Below are 16,173 nucleotides of genomic sequence, written 5' to 3'. Positions count from 1 at the left end.
GGCTCTGCCGACTGCTCCGAGGTCACGATCAACCATCCATTCATATGTTGACGTTGACACACTACCAGCGCATCGCATATGTTGACGTTGACACACGGCGCGGTGAGCGCTCGATCTCTAAGAAGGTTCTCGTCAATGACGACTCAAGATTCCGCAGTACTTGCGGGCCACGGCATCCGCCGGCGCGAGAAGCGCGACTGGAAGGGATGGGCCTTCGTGGGCCCGTTCATGGTCGTCTTCGCACTGGTGTTCCTCACACCCCTCGCGTACGCGCTCTACCTGAGCTTCTTCCAGGAGAAGCTCATCGGCGGCACCGCGTTCGTGGGCTTCGACAACTATGTGCGCGCGCTCACGGACTCGCAGTTCTGGGAGGCGTTCGGCCGCGTCGTCCTGTTCCTCGTGGTGCAGGTGCCGATCATGCTCGTCCTCGCCCTCGCCGCAGCTCTCGCCCTCGACAGCGCACGGCTGCGCGGAGCATCCTTCTTCCGCATCCTGATCTTCCTGCCGTACGCCGTGCCGGCCGTCGTCGCCGTGCTCATGTGGGGTTACATCTACGGCGACCAGTTCGGTCTGACGTCGAACCTCAACGACTTCCTCGGCAGCGACCTCATCACCCCGTTCGCCCGTGAGTGGATCCTGATCTCGATCGGCAACATCGTCACGTGGCAGTTCGTCGGCTACAACATGCTGATCTTCTACTCCTCGCTGAAGACCATCCCGACCGACATGTACGAGGCGGCATCCCTCGACGGCGCCGGAGCGTGGCGCACGATCTTCTCGATCAAGATCCCCAACGTCCGCGGTGCTCTCGTGATCGCCACGATCTTCTCGATCATCGGCAGCTTCCAGCTCTTCAACGAGCCCAACATCCTGCGCCCCCTGGCCCCGAACGTGATCACGACGTACTTCACCCCCAACATGTACGCGTACAACCTCTCGTTCGCCGGACAGCAGTTCAACTACGCCGCGACGATCGCCATCATCATGGGCGTCATCACCGCGGTCATCGCCTACGTCGTGCAGCTGCGCGGCTCGAAGTCTGAGGTGCGCTGACATGGCACTCCCCCTCGCCCGCTCCACGCCGAAGCGCCACGACCTGATGAACCCGCGCAAGTCCAAGACGCTGCTGATCGTGATGGTCGCGTACGCGCTGTACACGCTCGTGCCGCTCGTCTGGCTGCTGTTCAGCTCGACCAAGACGCAGTCAGGACTCTTCAGCTCGTTCGGCCTGTGGTTCTCCGACGACTTCGCGTTCTTCGACAACCTCGTCGCCACGTTCTCGTACCAGGACGGCATCTTCCTCCGCTGGCTCGGCAACACGCTGCTCTACGTCGTGGTGGGCGCCGGAGGAGCGACGCTCCTGGCGACCATGGCCGGCTACGGCCTGGCGAAGTACCGCTTCCCCGGTCGCCCCGCGGTGTTCGCCGTCGTCCTCGGCGCGGTCGCCGTCCCCGGCACCGCCCTCGCGGTGCCGACCTTCCTGCTCTTCAGCGAGCTCGGCCTCACGAACACGCCGTGGGCCGTGATCATCCCGTCGCTGATCAGCCCGTTCGGCCTGTACCTGATCTGGGTCTTCGCCTCCGAATCCGTGCCGACCGAGCTGCTCGAAGCCGCCCGCATCGACGGCGCCGGCGAGTTCCGCACGTTCTTCACGATCTCGATGCGTCTGCTCGCTCCCGGCATCGTGACCGTCGCGCTGTTCACCGTCGTCGCGACCTGGAACAACTACTTCCTGCCGCTGATCATGCTCTCGGACCCCGCGTGGTACCCGCTCACCGTCGGTCTCAACCAGTGGAGTTCGCAGGCGATCGGCGCGGGGTCCCAGCCGATCTACAACCTCGTGATCATGGGCTCGCTGCTCACGATCATCCCGATCGTCATCGCCTTCCTGCTGCTGCAGCGCTTCTGGCAGTCAGGTCTCACCGCCGGAAGCGTCAAGCAGTAGCTCCCGGCATCCCTCTGCACCGCACACGTCGGTCCGACGCTGGACCGCACCCCCGAAAGGACACAGCAATGAAGCACCTTCCCTCCCCCGCTGCACGGCGCGCCCTCGCCGTGCTCGCGGCCGGCACCGTGGCAGCGCTGGCGCTGGCCGGTTGCAGCACCGGCGACGCAGGCTCGGGCTCCGGCTCCGCCGCCGGCGACGGCTCGTTCGACTCGGTCGAAGCGGCTCTCGAGAAGGGCGGCGAGATCACGTACTGGTCGTGGACCCCCTCCGCCGAGGCGCAGGTCGCCGCCTTCGAGAAGGAGTACCCGAACGTCACGGTGAACGTGGTCAACGCGGGCACCAACAACGAGGAGTACACCAAGCTCCAGAACGCGATCAAGGCCGGCTCCGGCGCCCCCGACGTCGTGCAGATCGAGTACTACGCGTTCCCGCAGTTCGCGCTGACCGACGCGTTCGTGGACCTCTCGCAGTACGGTTTCGCCGACTTCGAAGACGACTACACCGCCTCGACGTGGAACTCCGTCACCGACGGCGATGCGATCTACGGCCTGCCGCAGGACTCGGGCCCCATGGCCCTCTTCTACAACAAGGCCGTGTTCGACGCCGCCGGTGTCGCCGTGCCGACCACGTGGGACGAGTACTACGAGGCCGCCAAGGCGATCCACGCCGCGAACCCCAACGCCTACATCACCAACGACACCGGCGACGCCGGCTTCGCGACGTCGATGATCTGGCAGGCCGGCGGCAAGCCGTTCGCCACCTCGGGCACCGACGTCACGATCGACCTGCAGGACGACGGCTCCAAGAAGTGGACCGAGAACTGGAACCGCCTCGTCGAGGAGGACCTGCTCGCGCCCTACGGCAGCTGGAGCGACGAGTGGTTCCGCGCCCTCGGCGACGGCAGCCTCGCGACCCTCGTGATCGGCGCCTGGATGCCCGGAAACCTGATCACCGGAGCCCCCGACGGAGCCGGTGACTGGCGTGTCGCGCCGATGCCGACCTACGACGGTACCCCGGCGACCGCCGAGAACGGCGGCGGCGGCCAGGCCGTGACCACGCAGAGCAAGAACCCGGAGCTCGCAGCCGGATTCCTGTGGTGGCTGAACAACTCCGAGGACAGCATCTCGACCTTCCTCGAGTCGGGCGGATTCCCGTCGACCACCGCCGAGCTCTCGAGCGAGGAGTTCCTCGCCGACGCACCCGAGTACTTCGGCGGCCAGAAGATCAACGAGGTCCTCGCGGCTGCGGCCGACGACGTCGTCGAGGGCTGGAGCTACCTGCCCTACCAGGTCTACGGCAACAGCATCTTCGGTGACACCGTGGGCCAGTCGTACCAGAACGGCACCGACCTGAACGAGGGGCTGGTGACCTGGCAGGACGCGCTGGTCGAGTACGGCAACTCGCAGGGCTTCGCCGTCAACAAGTAATCGCACGTCCGGGCCGGACGGGGATGCTCTCCCCGTCCGGCCCTCCCCATCGAAAGCACCTCATCGTGACCTCCTTCTCCATCGGCGAGACAGACTTCCTCCGCGCAGGGCGCCCCCACCGGGTGATCGCCGGAGCCCTCCACTACTTCCGCATCCACCCGGACCAGTGGCAGGACCGCATCCGCAAGGCCCGTCTGATGGGACTCAACACGATCGAGACCTACGTCGCCTGGAACGCCCACGAGCCGCGGCGCGGTGAATGGGACGCCACCGGGTGGAACGACCTCGGACGCTTCCTCGATCTGATCCAGGCCGAGGGCATGGATGCGATCGTCCGCCCCGGCCCCTACATCTGCGCCGAGTGGCACAACGGCGGCCTTCCGAACTGGCTCACCGCCGGCGAGCGGGAGCTCCGGTCTTCTGAACCCAGCTTTCTCGCCGATGTGAGCGAGTACCTGCGCCGCGTCTACGAGATCGTCGCCCCGCGGCAGATCGACCGCGGAGGCTCGGTCGTGCTCGTGCAGATCGAGAACGAGTACGGGGCCTACGGCTCCGACAAGGCCTACCTCGAAGCGCTCGTCGCCTTGACCCGTGAGTCGGGCATCACCGTCCCCCTCACCACCGTCGACCAGCCGACCGACCAGATGCTCGCCGACGGCAGCCTGCCCGAGCTGCACAAGACCGGATCCTTCGGCTCGCGCAGCGCCGAACGCCTCGCCACGCTGCGCACCCACCAGCCCACCGGCCCGCTGATGTGCTCGGAGTTCTGGGACGGATGGTTCGACTGGTGGGGCGGCGTGCATCACACCACAGACGTGGATGCCGCGGCAGCCGACCTCGACGAGCTCCTCGCGGCCGGAGCCTCGGTGAACATCTACATGTTCCACGGCGGCACCAACTTCGGCCTCACGAACGGCGCGAACCACAAGGGCCGATACCTGCCGATCGTCACCTCGTACGACTACGACGCTCCGCTCGACGAAGCCGGCGACCCGACCGCGAAGTTCTTCGCTTTCCGCGACGTGATCGCCAAGTACGCACCCGTGCCCGACGAGCGTCCGGAATCCGCCGTGCCCTCGCCCGCGTTCTCGGTGCCGCTCGCCCCCGCAGGTTCCTGGACGGATGCCGCGGCGAGCGCGCCCGCCACCGACGCCCCGGCGACGTTCGATGAGCTCGAGCACCTGAGCGCTCTCGTCCGCTACGACGTCGATTTGCCCGACGGCCAGGGCGGCGAGCTCGTGCTCGACGAAGTACGCGACCTCGGCTGGGTGAGCGTCGACGGCCAGCGGGTCGGAACACTCTCCCGCACACGCCACGACCGGGTGCTGCGCATCCCGGCCGGGCGCACCCTCAGCATCCTCGTCGAGGAGCAGGGCAGGGTGAACTACGACCACCGTCTCGGCGAGGAGAAGGGTCTCATCGGGTCGCCGACGCTCGACGGCGTTCCGCTGACCGGGTGGCACTCGACACCGTTGGACGTCGCGGAGATCGCGGCCGAGATCGCGGCGCGGTCCGTGCTCGGACCCGCGGATGCATCCGGTGGGCCGGCCGGCCCGTCGGCATGGGTGGCCGACTTCGACCTCGACTCCCCTGCGAACCTCTTCCTCGACACCGCGTCGTGGAGCAAGGGCTACGCCTTCGTCAACGGGTTCTTCCTCGGGCGGTACTGGCGCAACGGCCCACAGCGCACGCTCTTCGTGCCTGCGCCCGCGACCTCCGCGGGGACGAACCGCCTCGTGGTGCTCGAGCTCGAGCACCTGCTCGACCCCACCGCCGATTTCGTCTCGGCACTCGCTCTCGGCGACACAGAGGAATAGCGCGCAGGCACGGGCATCCGCCCAGTACCGTGTCTCTGTGCCGCGCCGAAGGTTCTCCACCCCCACGCCCGCTGCGCGCGCCCGCTATGCGAAGCGACGTCAGGGTCGTCTGGCGCGGGTGGACAACGACCTCACCTCGGAGCAGTGGGCGTGGCTGCAGGGCGCCTGGGGAGGCTGCGCATATTGCGGAGCCGTCGACCTCGCCCTGCAACGCGACTGCGTGATGCCGATCTCCCGCGGCGGTCGCTACACCGTCGAGAACGTGGTGCCCGCGTGCGGATCGTGCAACGCGAGCAAGCGCAACGACGAGGTCACGTCGTGGCTCCGACGCAAGCGCCTGGATGAGCGCGCCTTCCTCGCCCGCTACGCCGAGATCCTCGCCGCCCTGCGCGAGGCGGAGTGACGCGCGCTCGTGATCCTCGCGAGTCAGGCGATCGGCACCAGTGCGGCGTCGATCCGCGAGCCGTCGATCGCGACCGTCATCATCGTGCACACCGGCTGACGGCGGCGATCGGTCGGTGATCCCGGGTTGAGCAGGCGCATCCCTGAGGGCGCGACCGTGTCCCAGGGGATGTGCGAGTGCCCGAAGACCAGCAGATCCACGCCGGCGAAGTCCGCGTCCATGCGTTCCTCGCGCCGCTGCTTCTGCCCGGTCTCGTGCACGACTGCCACGTCGACCTCTTCGACCGTGAACCTCGCGATCTCCGGGAGGCGGTCGCGCAGCGGTGGGCCGTCGTTGTTGCCGTAGACCCCTACGAGCATTCGCGCTCGTGACTCGAGCAGATCCAGGGTCGCGACGTCGATCCAGTCACCCGCGTGCACGACGATGTCCGCCTCGTCGATGGCCCGGAGCACCGAGTCTGGCAGGCGTCGGGCACGGGCGGGCACATGGGTGTCTGCGATCAGCAGCAGGCTCGTCGTCACTGTCTTCCCCGTCTCGGATGGGCGTTCGGAGTCGGGTCCGACTCTACGCACGCCGCCCTCGCCGTCGTCACACGCACACAGCAAACGCTCAGGAAGGCGTAAGATCTCTCGGTGCCTTGGTATACCGGGCCGCAGATCTAAGGAGCAGTATGAGTACGACCACAGCGCCCGCGAATCCGCGCTCGCGCGTCATCACGGCGAGCCTCGTCGGCACCACGATCGAGTTCTACGACTTCTACGCGTACGCGACCGCGGCCGTCCTCGTCTTCCCGGTGCTTTTCTTCCCCACCGGAAACGACACCACGTCACTGCTGTCGTCGTTCGCCGTGTTCGGCGCCGCGATGGTCGCTCGCCCGATCGGTGCGGTCGTCTTCGGCCACTTCGGCGACAAGTTCGGACGCAAGGCGACGCTCGTCGCCTCCCTGCTGACGATGGGCATCGCCACGTTCGTGATCGGCCTGCTCCCCACGTTCCAGCAGATCGGCTGGTGGGCCGCGCTGTTCCTCCTGCTGCTGCGTCTGGCTCAGGGCTTCGCGCTCGGCGGCGAGTGGTCGGGGGCCGCGCTGGTGGCCACCGAGAACGCGCCCAAGGGCAAGCGCGCCTGGTACGGCACGTTCCCGCAGCTGGGTGCACCGCTCGGCTTCATCATCGCCAACTTCCTCTTCCTCGGGATCAACTGGCTGCTGCCGCACGCCGAGAACCCGGCGCTCAAGTCCGAGGCGTTCCTGTCGTGGGGCTGGCGGATCCCGTTCCTGTTCTCGGCCGTGATGGTCATCATCGGGCTGTGGGTGCGACTGAAGCTCGTCGAGTCCGACACGTTCAAGAAGGCCGAGAAGAAGGGCGCGATCCGCAAGCTGCCGCTGGCGACGGTCTTCCGTCATCACTGGAAGCAGCTCATCCTCGGCACGTTCATCATGCTGGCCACCTACGTGCTCTTCTACCTGATGACGAACTTCACCCTCGCGTACGGTACGAAGCCGGCCACCCTCGAGACGGCGTCCGCCGCCGCGCAGGCCGCCGCCGAGGCGACGGGCAAGGACTTCGATGCGTCGGCGTTCGCCGCGCAGTTCTATCCGGGCCTCGGGTTCGCCTACACCGACTTCGTGCTGATGCAGATCGTCGGCGTGGTGTTCTTCGGCATCTTCACCCTGCTCTCCGGGCCGATCGCCGATTCGATCGGTCGCCGCAAGCTGCTCCTGTGGGTCACCGGGCTCATCATCGTGTTCGGCTTCACGTTCAACGCCTTCCTGCTCCCCGCGATGGACCCGAAGTTCACCGGCGCGCTCGCGCAGGCGTTCCTCGTGTTCGGCTTCATGCTCATGGGGGCGACGTTCGGCCCGATGGGCGCGCTGCTTCCGGAGCTCTTCCCGACGAACGTCCGCTACACGGGCTCCGCGATCTCGTACAACGTCTCGTCGATCCTCGGCGCGGCCGTGGCCCCGCTCATCGCCCTGTGGCTCTGGGAACTCGGCGACGGCGCCCCGTGGCTCGTCGGTCTCTACCTGTCGGCGATGGGAGTGCTGACGTTCATCGCGCTGCTCCTCTCCAAGGAGACGAAGGACAACGACTACGAGGAGGACCTCGGAGTCGCGGCGGCCGTCGAACTCTGACACGTCGCCTCATGCGAAAGGGCGGCACCTCCTCGGGGGTGCCGCCCTTTCGCGTGCTCGGGGTGGGCCGTAGAGCTCAGTACGAGGCGGTGACCGTACGCGCGGCCCCGTCGAGGGTCATCGTGCCGCCGTACGGCAGGATCCACTGGGGTCGCGTATGGCCGAAGGGCACTCCGACGCACACCACGGCATCCGGGTTGTAGCGCGACACCGTCTCGACCACGACGTCGCGCTGCGCCGCGCGAAGGGCATCGGCTTCTTCGCGCGACGGCAGGAACTCGAAGTCGCTCACGGGCGGACGCGCGACGACGACACCCGCGACGGCATCGAGGATGCCGCGCTCTCCGAGCCCGCGCACCCACCGACCGACCCAGCTCGCGGGCGGACGCTCCTCGCTCGTCTCGAGCAGCAGGATGCGGCCCCGCAGGTCATATGTGGTGGGCAGCCGGTCGGCGAGGGCGAGCGCGTCGATGGACTCGAGGCATCCGCCCCATGTGCGCCCCTCGACGCGTACGTCCGGACCCGACCAGGACCACTCCTCGGTCGGGGTGCGATCGCCGTACTCGGTGAGCGCAAGGGGATCTTCCCAGCGTCTTCCGTTGTCTTCCGACTCGCCGGGTTCCGTGATCTCGACCGTGCCGCCGTCGAGCAGCGCAGCGCGCAGCGACCGCAGGTGCACGTCGTCGACCGCGGGGCCGGGGCCGAGATGCACGGCGGTGGACCCGCCGTAGTACCCGGTGACGCCGTGCTGCCAGAGCCAGTTGAGGATGTTCGTGTTGTCGCTGTAGCCGAGGAAGGGCTTGGGATCGGCCTGGGCGAGCGCGGCGTCGAGGTGGGGCACGACGAGGATCTGATCGTCGCCGCCGATCGTCGCGAGGATCGCGCGGATACCGGGGTCGGCGAAGGCCGCGTTCACGTCGGCGGCGCGGGCCTCGGGGCTCGCATCGAGCTGACGCGTCGTCGGATACTCGACGGGGATCAGCCCCGTGAGGTCCTGGAGCCTTCGCATCGCCTGCGCGTGGATCGCCGGCGCGACGGCGGGCGCCGCGAACGCGGGTGACAGAACGGCGACTCTGTCGCCGGGCTTGGGTTTCGGTGCAGCCAGCATCCGCCCAGTCTCGCACCGCGAACGCGGCAGCGCGCGTCAACATGAATTGACAAAACCCGACGAGTCAACAATGATTGACGCCGGAGGCCCATCATGACGATCGAGACAGCTCTGGCACAAGCCAACGGAGGCGAACCGCTCTCCGAGCTCCACCGCCTCGCGGCGCTCCGCACCGAGCTCGCCCGCTCCGAGGAGGCCCAGGTGCGCCGCGCGCGCAACCTCGGGTACTCGTGGCAGGCGATCGCGAGCGCACTCGGCGTGACGAAGCAGGCCGCGCACCGCCGGTTCGGCAAGCGCTGAGGCGCATACAGCCCATCCACAGAAATCGGCCCTGCACGAAGTACGGTCGAACTACCCCTTTCAGAACGAGGTTCCGCATGTCCAGCACGGCGACGTCACGCCGACGCGGACGCGGCGCGCCGCAGGATGGTCCGCGCGCCACTTTCCGCCAGCTCCTCCCCTTCCTCTTCGAGCACAAGCGCACGCTCATCGTCGTCGCGGTGCTCAGCGTGTTCGGCGCTGCCGCATCGCTCGCGCAGCCGCTGCTCGTCGGACAGGTCATCGAAGCCGTGCAGTCCGAAGAGGGCATCGGCATCCTCGTGTGGGTGCTCGTCGGCCTCGTGGTGGTCTCGTCGATCATCTCGGGCTACCAGCACTACCTTCTGCAGCGCACCGGCACCGCCGTCGTGTACTCCAGCAGACGCAAGCTGATCTCGCGCATCCTGCAGCTGCCGATCAGCGAGTTCGACGCTCGTCGCACCGGAGACCTCGTCTCGCGGGTGGGCACCGACACCACGCTGCTCTACGCCGTCCTCACCCAGGGACTCGCGGATGCCGTCGGCAGCGCGATCCTGTTCCTCGGCGCCCTGATCGCGATGCTCGTGATCGACCCGGTGCTGCTCCTGCTCATCGTCATCGTGATCGGCATCTCGGTCGTCGTCGTCACCGCACTCAGCGGCCGCATCCGCACCGCCTCGACGGCACAGCAGGAGAAGGTCGGCGAGCTCGCCTCGGGCGTCGAGCGGGCCGTGGGCTCGATCCGCACCGTGCGTGCCTCCGGCGCCACCGAGCGCGAGACGGAGTCGGTGTCGACGCTCGCGTCCGAGGCCTACGGCATCGGCGTGCGGATCGCGAAGATCTCGTCGCTGGTCGTGCCCATCGCGGGTGTCGCCCTTCAGGTGTCGCTGCTCGTGGTCCTCGGCGTCGGCGGCTTCCGCGTCGCGGCCGGCGCGATCACGATCGCCTCGCTGATCACGTTCATCATGTTCCTGTTCATGCTCGTGATGCCGCTCGCCACCACCTTCGGAGCGATCACATCGGTGAATCAGGCGCTCGGCGCGCTCGGCCGCATCCAGGAGGTGCTGAACCTGCCGACCGAGACGCAGGACGACGCTGAGACCGCGGCATCCATCTCGCGCGATGCCCCCGACCCCGCAGCTCCGGCGATCGAGTTCCGCGATGTGCGCTTCCGGTATCCCGAGAACGTGGTCGCCGCCCGCCAGGCCGCTGCCAAGGAGGCGCAGACGCTGCTCGCCGACGCGCACCTCGAGTCCGCTGACGAGGCGACGCCCACGCCCGAGCGCGAGGTGTTGCGCGGAGTGTCGTTCGCGGTGCCACGAGGCTCCCGCGTGGCGCTCGTCGGCCCCAGCGGTGCCGGCAAGAGCACGATCCTGTCGCTCGTGGAGCGGTTCTACGACCCCACCGGCGGCTCGATCCGCCTCTACGGGCACGACGCCCGCACCTACCCTCGAGACGAGCTGCGCGCCCAGTTCGGCTACGTCGAACAGGATGCGCCGACGCTCGCGGGAACCCTGGCGGACAACCTGCGACTCGCCTCACCCGACGCCTCGGATGCCGAGTGCGAGAAGGTGCTGCGCGCCGTGAACCTGGGTGATGTGCTCGAGCGCAATCCGCTCGGGCTCGCCGCCCCCGTCGGCGAAGACGGCGTCATGCTCTCGGGCGGTGAACGCCAGCGCCTCGCGATCGCGCGCGCACTGCTGACCGACGCCCCGATCCTGCTGCTCGACGAGTCGACCTCTTCGCTCGACGGGGTCAACGAGCAGCGCATGCGCGAGGCGATCGATGCGGTCTCGACCGACCGCACGCTCATCGTGATCGCGCACCGGCTGTCGACCGTGGTCGACAGCGACCTCATCGTCGTGCTGCAGGACGGCGTCGTCGTCGGTCAGGGCACGCACGGAGAACTCGTCGAGTCGACGCCGCTGTACCGCGACCTCGCGCGCCACCAGCTGCTCGCCTGACACCCGGCACTGCGGGAACGAAAGTACGCGAAGGCGGGATGCCGGAGACCACTCAGCCATGGGTTCGTCTCTGACGTCCCGCCTTCGCGGGTCTGGGAAAGGATGAGGCGCCGGCTCCCCCGAACCGGCGCCGGTCTGTGTCAGGCCTTGTCGAGCCTGTAGCGCAGCGACGCCAGCTCGGCGCGGAGCGCAGCCGGGACCTTGTCGCCGAAGGTGTCGTAGAACTCCTCGGTGAGGTCGGCCTCGGTCTTCCACGCCTCCGCGTCGACCGAGAACAGCTCGTCGAGATCGGCCTCAGGCACCTCGATGCCGTCGAGGTTGAGGTCCGAGACGATGGGCAGGCGACCGATCGGGCTGTCGACGGTGGACACCTCGCCGGAGATGCGGCGGATGATCCAGTCGACGACCCGCGAGTTGTCGCCGAATCCGGGCCACAGGAACCGGCCGTCGGATCCGCGGCGGAACCAGTTGACCTGGAAGATACGCGGGGCGCGGTCGAACCGGAGGCCACGACCCACCTTCAGCCAGTGTCCGAAGTAGTCGGCCATGTTGTACCCGCAGAACGGGAGCATCGCGAACGGGTCGCGGCGCAGTTCGCCGACGGTGCCCTCGGCAGCGGCCGTGCGCTCGGACGAGATGTTCGAGCCGAGGAAGACGCCGTGCGTCCAGTCGGTCGCCTCGACCACGAGCGGCACGTTGGTCGCGCGACGACCACCGAAGAGGATGACGTCGAGCGGCACCGCCTCTTCCCAATCCTCGGAGATCTGCGGGCACTGCGCGGCCGAGACCGTGAAGCGCGAGTTCGGATGCGCGGCCGGACGGTCGGAATCCGGGGTCCAGTCGTTGCCCTCCCAGTCGACGAGGTGCGCGGGCGCCTGATCGGTCAGACCCTCCCACCACACGTCGCCGTCCGGGCGAAGCGCGACGTTCGTGAAGATCGTGTTGCCCCAGAGGGTCTCGACGGCCGTCACGTTGGTCGACTCGCCCGTGCCGGGTGCGACACCGAAGAAGCCTGCCTCGGGGTTGATCGCCCAGAGGCGACCGTCCTCCCCCGGACGGATCCACGCGATGTCGTCGCCGAGAGTCTCGACGCGCCAGCCGGGGATGGTCGGACGCAGCATCGCGAGGTTCGTCTTGCCACAGGCCGAGGGGAACGCCGCGGCGACGTGGTACGCCTTGCCCGCGGGGTCGATGACGCGGATGAGCAGCATGTGCTCGGCGAGCCACCCCTCGTCACGGGCGATGACCGAGGCGATGCGCAGCGCGAAGCACTTCTTCGCGAGGATCGCGTTGCCGCCGTAACCGGAGCCGAACGAGTAGACCTCGAGCGTCTCGGGGAAGTGCACGATGTACTTGTCGTCGTTGCAGGGCCATTCGACGTCGGCCTCACCCGCGGCGAGCGGAGCACCGACGGAGTGGACCGTCTTGACCCACGGCGCACCGTCGGCGATCTGACGGGTGACCGCGTCGCCGACGCGGGTCATGATGCCGATGGATGCCACGGCGTACGCGCTGTCGGTCACCTGGACGCCGATGTGCGAGAGAGGGCCGCCGACGGGGCCCATCGAGAACGGGACGACGAACATCGTGCGACCGCGCATCGATCCCTCGAAGATCTCGGTCATCTTCTCGCGCATCTGCGCGGGAGGCGCCCAGTTGTTCGTGGGACCGGCATCCTCTTCGTTCTCCGACGAGATGAACGTGCGTCCCTCGGTGCGGGCGACGTCGCTGGGGTGCGAGCGGGCGAGGTACGAGCCCGGTCGCCACTCGGGGTTGAGCTTGATGAGCTTGCCCTCGTCGACCAGGCCGCGCAGCAGCCAGTCGTTCTCGGCCCGCGAGCCGTCGACCCAGTGGATCGAGGCAGGCTCGGTGAGGGCGGCGATCTCATCGACCCAGGCCGCGAGCTCTGCCATCGCAGGGGTGTCATACGTCGGAGCCGTCCCGAAGGTGCGCACCGGTGCGACGGATGCTGCTCGGGGGGTGAAGACTTCGGCGATCGCCATGACTACTCCTTTGAAGTGAGGGGCGTTTGTTCCATCATCTTCCGGTTCGACGCCGACTTTCGGCCATTCGTGGCGATAAGAATCGATGTTCTTTCGCTAGGATCAAGGAATGGCTCCCTCCGGCATTCACCTCGCGACTCTCGGACACCGCATCCGACACCACCGCCTCGAGAAGGGGTTCACGCTCGATGAACTCGGCGCGCTCGTCGGAGTGGCCGGCTCGCAACTGAGCCTGATCGAGAACGGCAAACGCGAACCGAAGCTCTCTCTGCTGCAGGCGATCGCGCACGCGACGGGCACCGAGGTCACCGATCTGATCTCCGGTGAGCCGCCGAACCGCCGAGCCGCCCTCGAGATCGAGCTCGAACGCGCCCAGGAGAGCCCGGTGTTCCGCCAGCTCGGCATCGCCCCCGTGCGCGTGACCAAGGGCATGAGCGACGACACGATCGAGTCGATGCTCGGCCTCCACCGCGAGCTGCAGCGGCGCGAGCGCGAGGCGATCGCGACGCCGGAGGAAGCACGCCGCGCCAACACCGAGCTGCGACTGCGCATGCGTGCGCAGCACAACTATCTCGGGGACATCGAGAAGCTCGCCGAGAAACAGCTGCGCTCGGCCGGCCACGTGCAGGGCGCGCTCACACACCGCACGGTCAGCATCATGGCCGAGAAGCTCGGGTTCGAGCTCATCTACGTCAACGACCTGCCGCACTCGACGCGATCGGTCACCGACCTCGAGAACGGACGGATCTACCTTCCGCCGGCCTCGATCCCCGGTGGCCACGGCCTGCGGTCCATGGCGCTGCAGGCGATGGCGCACCGCCTGCTCGGGCACACCCCTCCCACCGACTACGCCGATTTCCTGCAGCAGCGACTCGAGATCAACTACTTCGCGGCATCCTGCCTGATGCCCGAGACGGCCTCCGTGGCCTTCCTGCAGCAAGCGAAGAAGGATCGCAACCTCGCGGTGGAGGACTTCCGCGACGCGTTCGGCGTCACGCACGAGGCGGCGGGCATGCGCATGACGAACCTGCTCACGCAGCACCTCGGGATGTCGCTGCACTTCCTCCGCGTCGACGCCACCGGTGCGATCACGCGGGTGTACGAGAACGACGACATCCCCCTGCCGATGGACGTCACCGGTGCCGTCGAGGGTCAGCGCGTGTGCCGCAGGTTCCAGGCGCGGGCGGCGTTCACGCAGCAGAACCGCACGAACGAGCACCACCAGTACACGGACACGCCATCGGGCACCTTCTGGTGCTCCACCCAGACCGGCGCCGCCACCGACGGCGAGTTCTCGATCACGGTCGGCGTTCCCTTCGACGACGCCCGCTGGTGGCGCGGACGCGAGACGACGGATCGGGCCGTGTCGAGCTGCCCCGACGAGGCCTGCTGCCGCCGCCCCTCCGCCGACCTGACCGAGCGATGGAACGGCAAGGCCTGGCCGAGCGCCCGCGTGCACACGCACATGTTCTCGCCGCTCCCCCGCGGCGCATTCCCCGGCGTCGACGACAACGAGGTCTACAACTTCCTCGGGCGTCACGCGATCGAGTGATCGATTAAGATATATTCAATTCACTCATTCATTGACCTCCAGGGAGCCCCGTGACCGAGCCGATACCTGCCGACAGCGCTACCTCTGAGACGTTCACCTCGCGTCGCTACCAGATCACGGTGGGCGGGAGCACGCTGGCCTACTCCGCGGGTGCCGGCACGGTGATCGTCCGCGACGACGAGCAGCGCCCGCTCGCGAGCGTGTTCTACACCTCGTACATCGCCGACCGCCTCGACGGCGGCCCCGTGCGCCCCGTGACGTTCCTCTTCAACGGCGGCCCCGGATCTGCGAGCCTGTGGCTCAACATCGGCGGCTTCGGCCCGAAGCGCACCCCCACGAACACCCCGCAGGCGACTCCTCCGGCGCCCTACCTCTCGGGCGACAACCCGCACACGCTGCTCAGCGCATCGGATCTCGTGTTCATCGACGCCCCCGGCACCGGCTATTCGCGGCTGCTCGGAGACGCCGAGGAGTCCGAGGTCTTCGGCGTCGACCAGGACGTCGACGCCTTCGCCAAGGCGATCACCCGCTGGCTCACCCTCACGAACAGATGGAACGCCCCGCGTTTCCTGTTCGGAGAGTCGTACGGCACGACCAGGGCATCGGCGCTCGTGCACCGCCTGCAGAACCAGGGACTCGATTTCAACGGCGTGGTGCTGCTGTCGACCGTGCTGAACTGGGGCGAGAGCAACCTGGGCGGCCCGCGCGAGTACATCAACCTGCTGCCCTCGTATGCGGCGACCGCCTGGTATCACGGCAAGGCGCGCACGACGCACACGGCGCTCGAACCGTTCCTCGCGGAGGCCCGCGAGTTCGCACAGGGCCCATTCGCCGAGGCTCTGCTGCGTGGAGACCTGCTCTCCGGCGCGCAGGAGGATGCGGTGGCCCAGCAGCTGAGCGCCCTGATCGGACTCGACGCCGACTACCTCAAGACGCACCACTTCCGCATCGGCATGGAGCAGTACCGCTATGCGCTGCTCGCCGACGAGGGCAAAGTCATCGGACGCTTCGACACCCGCTTCACGGCCGAGCACCAGTACGTCGTGGGGAACGGCTCGCACGACCCCGCGACCGACGATGCGGCGACAGCCGGGGTGAACAGCGCGCACCTGTCGACCTACCGCACCCACCTGGTCGACGACATCGGCTACACGAGCGAGCTGCACTACCGGCACCTGCACAACATGCCGATCGCCCGGGCCTGGGACTGGAAGCACAAGGCGCCGGGGATCGACGCTCCCCAGCTCGTTCCCGACGTCTCGCTCGATCTCTCGGCAGCGGTGCGACGCAACCCCAACCTCAAGGTCTACGTCATGGGCGGCTTCTACGACCTGGCGACGCCGTTCTTCGGTCCGGAGCTCGACGTCGCGCACCTCTATCTCGCGCCGTCGCTGCGCGAGAACATCCGCTTCACGTTCTACGAATCCGGTCACATGACGTTCGTCGACGAGCGAGCGGTCGAGCGGATGAAGAGCGACCTCGACGCGTTCTACCTCGACGCCACCGCCCGCTGACATGCGGCG

General features: G+C 67.8%; 13 protein-coding genes. 10 read left to right on the top strand and 3 right to left on the bottom strand.

Annotated features, from left to right (window positions below; translation table 11 throughout):
* Positions 1–135 precede the first annotated feature (135 nt).
* From JOF42_RS07950 to JOF42_RS07930, 5 genes are all read left to right on the top strand, one after another.
* A complete protein-coding gene (locus tag JOF42_RS07950; RefSeq protein ID WP_210097372.1) occupies positions 136–1,053 on the top strand; it encodes a carbohydrate ABC transporter permease in 918 nt (305 codons plus the stop codon).
* A 1-nt stretch (position 1,054) separates the two neighbouring features.
* Entirely contained in the window at positions 1,055–1,945 is an 891-nt protein-coding gene (locus JOF42_RS07945; RefSeq protein ID WP_372443550.1) for a carbohydrate ABC transporter permease, read from the top strand.
* A 68-nt stretch (positions 1,946–2,013) separates the two neighbouring features.
* A complete protein-coding gene (locus JOF42_RS07940; protein ID WP_210097371.1) occupies positions 2,014–3,375 on the top strand; it encodes an ABC transporter substrate-binding protein in 1,362 nt (453 codons plus the stop codon).
* 65 nt (positions 3,376–3,440) lie between these two features.
* On the top strand, positions 3,441–5,192 hold the full coding sequence (locus JOF42_RS07935; protein WP_210097370.1) for a glycoside hydrolase family 35 protein: 1,752 nt from the start codon (positions 3,441–3,443) through the stop codon (positions 5,190–5,192).
* A 37-nt stretch (positions 5,193–5,229) separates the two neighbouring features.
* Positions 5,230–5,595 (top strand): HNH endonuclease, encoded by a 366-nt coding sequence (locus JOF42_RS07930; RefSeq protein ID WP_210097369.1) that lies wholly within the window; start codon positions 5,230–5,232, stop codon positions 5,593–5,595.
* A gap of 23 nt (positions 5,596–5,618) precedes the next feature.
* Here JOF42_RS07930 and JOF42_RS07925 read toward each other — a convergent pair whose 3' ends face one another.
* Positions 5,619–6,116, bottom strand: a complete 498-nt coding sequence (locus JOF42_RS07925) for a metallophosphoesterase family protein (protein ID WP_210097368.1) — start codon at positions 6,114–6,116, stop codon at positions 5,619–5,621.
* 149 nt (positions 6,117–6,265) lie between these two features.
* Between JOF42_RS07925 and JOF42_RS07920 the strand changes: the two genes are divergently transcribed.
* Positions 6,266–7,726, top strand: a complete 1,461-nt coding sequence (locus JOF42_RS07920; protein ID WP_210097367.1) for an MFS transporter — start codon at positions 6,266–6,268, stop codon at positions 7,724–7,726.
* A 76-nt stretch (positions 7,727–7,802) separates the two neighbouring features.
* Here the strand turns inward: JOF42_RS07920 and JOF42_RS07915 are convergent, their stop codons facing one another.
* Positions 7,803–8,834, bottom strand: a complete 1,032-nt coding sequence (locus JOF42_RS07915) for a S66 family peptidase (RefSeq protein ID WP_210097366.1) — start codon at positions 8,832–8,834, stop codon at positions 7,803–7,805.
* A 93-nt stretch (positions 8,835–8,927) separates the two neighbouring features.
* Between JOF42_RS07915 and JOF42_RS07910 the strand changes: the two genes are divergently transcribed.
* Both JOF42_RS07910 and JOF42_RS07905 read left to right on the top strand, forming a co-directional pair.
* Complete coding sequence (locus tag JOF42_RS07910; RefSeq protein ID WP_210097365.1) at positions 8,928–9,134, top strand: AsnC family protein; 207 nt, start codon at positions 8,928–8,930, stop codon at positions 9,132–9,134.
* 77 nt (positions 9,135–9,211) lie between these two features.
* On the top strand, positions 9,212–11,095 hold the full coding sequence (locus JOF42_RS07905) for an ABC transporter ATP-binding protein (protein ID WP_210097364.1): 1,884 nt from the start codon (positions 9,212–9,214) through the stop codon (positions 11,093–11,095).
* A gap of 140 nt (positions 11,096–11,235) precedes the next feature.
* Here the strand turns inward: JOF42_RS07905 and JOF42_RS07900 are convergent, their stop codons facing one another.
* Positions 11,236–13,098, bottom strand: a complete 1,863-nt coding sequence (locus tag JOF42_RS07900) for a phosphoenolpyruvate carboxykinase (GTP) (RefSeq protein WP_210097363.1) — start codon at positions 13,096–13,098, stop codon at positions 11,236–11,238.
* Between the two features lie 109 nt (positions 13,099–13,207).
* On the opposite strand from JOF42_RS07900, the gene JOF42_RS07895 reads away from it, so the two are divergent.
* Positions 13,208–14,650, top strand: a complete 1,443-nt coding sequence (locus tag JOF42_RS07895) for an XRE family transcriptional regulator (protein WP_210097362.1) — start codon at positions 13,208–13,210, stop codon at positions 14,648–14,650.
* 50 nt (positions 14,651–14,700) lie between these two features.
* Positions 14,701–16,164, top strand: a complete 1,464-nt coding sequence (locus JOF42_RS07890; protein ID WP_210097361.1) for a S10 family peptidase — start codon at positions 14,701–14,703, stop codon at positions 16,162–16,164.
* The last annotated feature ends 9 nt before the right edge of the window (positions 16,165–16,173 follow it).

The sequence above is a fragment of the Microbacterium phyllosphaerae genome (assembly GCF_017876435.1).
Lineage (GTDB): Bacteria > Actinomycetota > Actinomycetes > Actinomycetales > Microbacteriaceae > Microbacterium > Microbacterium phyllosphaerae.
The sequence above is the reverse complement of the archived record's forward strand: the minus strand, read 5'-3'. Positions and strand labels throughout refer to the sequence as shown.

What these genes read in the sequence shown, in the direction of transcription:
- JOF42_RS07950 (WP_210097372.1), top strand. Translation starts at nt 136, where the DNA reads ATGACGACTCAAGATTCCGCAGTACTTGCGGGCCACGGCATCCGCCGG.
- JOF42_RS07945 (WP_372443550.1), top strand. Translation starts at nt 1,055, where the DNA reads ATGGCACTCCCCCTCGCCCGCTCCACGCCGAAGCGCCACGACCTGATG.
- JOF42_RS07940 (WP_210097371.1), top strand. Translation starts at nt 2,014, where the DNA reads ATGAAGCACCTTCCCTCCCCCGCTGCACGGCGCGCCCTCGCCGTGCTC.
- JOF42_RS07920 (WP_210097367.1), top strand. Translation starts at nt 6,266, where the DNA reads ATGAGTACGACCACAGCGCCCGCGAATCCGCGCTCGCGCGTCATCACG.
- JOF42_RS07915 (WP_210097366.1), bottom strand. Translation starts at nt 8,834, where the DNA reads ATGCTGGCTGCACCGAAACCCAAGCCCGGCGACAGAGTCGCCGTTCTG.
- JOF42_RS07910 (WP_210097365.1), top strand. Translation starts at nt 8,928, where the DNA reads ATGACGATCGAGACAGCTCTGGCACAAGCCAACGGAGGCGAACCGCTC.
- JOF42_RS07905 (WP_210097364.1), top strand. Translation starts at nt 9,212, where the DNA reads ATGTCCAGCACGGCGACGTCACGCCGACGCGGACGCGGCGCGCCGCAG.
- JOF42_RS07900 (WP_210097363.1), bottom strand. Translation starts at nt 13,098, where the DNA reads ATGGCGATCGCCGAAGTCTTCACCCCCCGAGCAGCATCCGTCGCACCG.
- JOF42_RS07895 (WP_210097362.1), top strand. Translation starts at nt 13,208, where the DNA reads ATGGCTCCCTCCGGCATTCACCTCGCGACTCTCGGACACCGCATCCGA.